Source organism: Variovorax sp. YR266 (genome assembly GCF_900107295.1).
GTDB lineage: Bacteria > Pseudomonadota > Gammaproteobacteria > Burkholderiales > Burkholderiaceae_C > Variovorax.
Genome location: NZ_FNPM01000044.1, coordinates 1 through 1,924, shown reverse-complemented (window position 1 = coordinate 1,924; position 1,924 = coordinate 1). Strand labels below are relative to the sequence as shown.

The 1,924-nt window shown below is 68.8% G+C and carries 1 protein-coding gene; it reads right to left on the bottom strand.

Annotation, left to right across the window (positions count from 1 at the left end; all coding sequences use genetic code 11):
* A partial coding sequence (locus BLW48_RS34835; RefSeq protein WP_143047889.1) for a non-ribosomal peptide synthetase occupies positions 1 to 1,924 on the bottom strand: 1,924 nt, incomplete at both ends.

Below are 1,924 nucleotides of genomic sequence, written 5' to 3'. Positions count from 1 at the left end.
GCTGCTGGGCCAGCGTGGCCTCGGACACGTCGAGCACCTGCAGCACCGGTCGCGCGTCTTCCTCAGGAAGAACCGCCTGCTGTGCCACATCGTCCGTGTCGGGGAAGATGGTGCGCAGGCTCTCGTGGCGCGCGGCGACATCGCACAGGGCCTGTGCCAGGGCCTCGCCATCGAGGGGGCCGGCCAGGCGCAGTGCCAGGGGGATGTTGTAGGTGGCGCTGGGCCCGTCCAGGCGGTACAGGAACCACAGGCGCTGCTGCGCGAAGGACAGAGGGACTTGTGCAGGCCTGGGCATGGCGCGCAGGGACATCCGGGCAACTTGTGCGTTGCCCAGGGCGCGCGTGAGTTGCGCGATGGTGGGCGCCTCGAAGAGCGCGCGGATGGCCAGCTCGACGTTGAGGGTGGAGCGCGCGCGGCTGATGAGCTTGGTGGCCAGCAGGGAGTGGCCGCCGAGGTCGAAGAAGTTGTCGTCGATGCCGACCTGGGGCAGGTGCAGGATCTCTGCGAAGAGGGCCGCGAGGATCTCCTCCTGGGGGGTGCGTGGTGCGCGGATGGATCGCGGGGTGAAGTCCGGCGCGGGCAGTGCCTTGCGGTCGAGCTTGCCGTTGGGGGTCAGCGGCAGAGCTTGCAGGACCACGATGGCCGCGGGGACCATGTAGTCGGGCAGGGACTGCGAGAGGCTGCGGCGCAGCGCGGCGGTGTCGATGAGGGCCTCGGCGGCCGAGTCGGTGGCCTCTGGCACCACATAGCCCACGAGCTGCTTGTGGCCGGGAGAGTCCTCGCGGGCGATGACGGCGGCCTGTGCGACCAGGGGCAGGCGTGCGAGTGCGGCCTCGATCTCGCCGGGCTCGATGCGAAAGCCTCGGATCTTGACCTGCTGGTCGGCGCGTCCGAGGAAGTCGAGCACGCCGTCTGCGCGCCATCGTGCGAGGTCGCCGGTGCGGTACATGCGGCTGCCGGGGGCGCCCAGGGGGTTGGCGACGAATCGCTCGGCGCTCAGGCCGGGGCGGTTCAGGTAGCCGCGCGCCAGGCCGGCGCCTGCGATGTAGAGCTCGCCGGCCACGCCCGCGGGCACGGGCTGCAGCTGCGCATCGAGCACGTACACCTGCGTGTTCCAGATCGGACGGCCGATGGGTGGCGATGCTCGACTGGACAGCGCGATGCCCATGGTTGCACACACCGTCGACTCGGTGGGGCCATAGGCATTGATCAGTCGCCGCTGCTGTGACCAGCGTTCCACCAGCTGGGCTGTAGAGGCTTCCCCGGCCACGACCAGATCGACGCCGCTCGGCAGGTCTGCGGAATCCTGTGCGGCTAATGCGATCGGCGGAATGGTCAGGTGGGTGATGCGATGCCGGGTCGCGGTGGCCGCGAGAGCATCCCCGGGCAGCAGGTCGTGCGTTTGAGCCAGCACGAGCGTCGCACCTGACAGAAGCGCTTGAACCACCTCCCAGAAAGCCGCATCAAAGCTCAGCGATGCAAATTGCAGGATGCGCGAACCGGGACCGATGATCAACTGCTCGATCTGGCTGGCGCTGAGGCTCGGAATGCCGGCATGCGAGACGACGACCCCCTTGGGCTTGCCCGTGGACCCCGAGGTATAGATGACGTAGGCGGGGTGCGAGGACTGAAGCTGCAGAGGCGGATTCGAGGCCGGAGAGTGAGCCAGGGCCGTGATGAGTGCGGGGTCGTCCATCACCAGGGTGGAGCCGTGCACGGGCAATGCCGTGATCGCCGCCGTGTTGGTGATCATGCAGACCGGAGCTGCGTCCTCGAGCATGAAGGCCAGACGGTCCCTGGGGTAGTCCACGTCCAGGGGCAGGTAGGCAGCGCCGGCCTTGAGGATGGCCAGCAGGCTGACGACGAGCTCCAGGGATCGAGGCAGCGCAAGGGCGACGAAGCGCTCGGGTCCCACGCCGCGAGC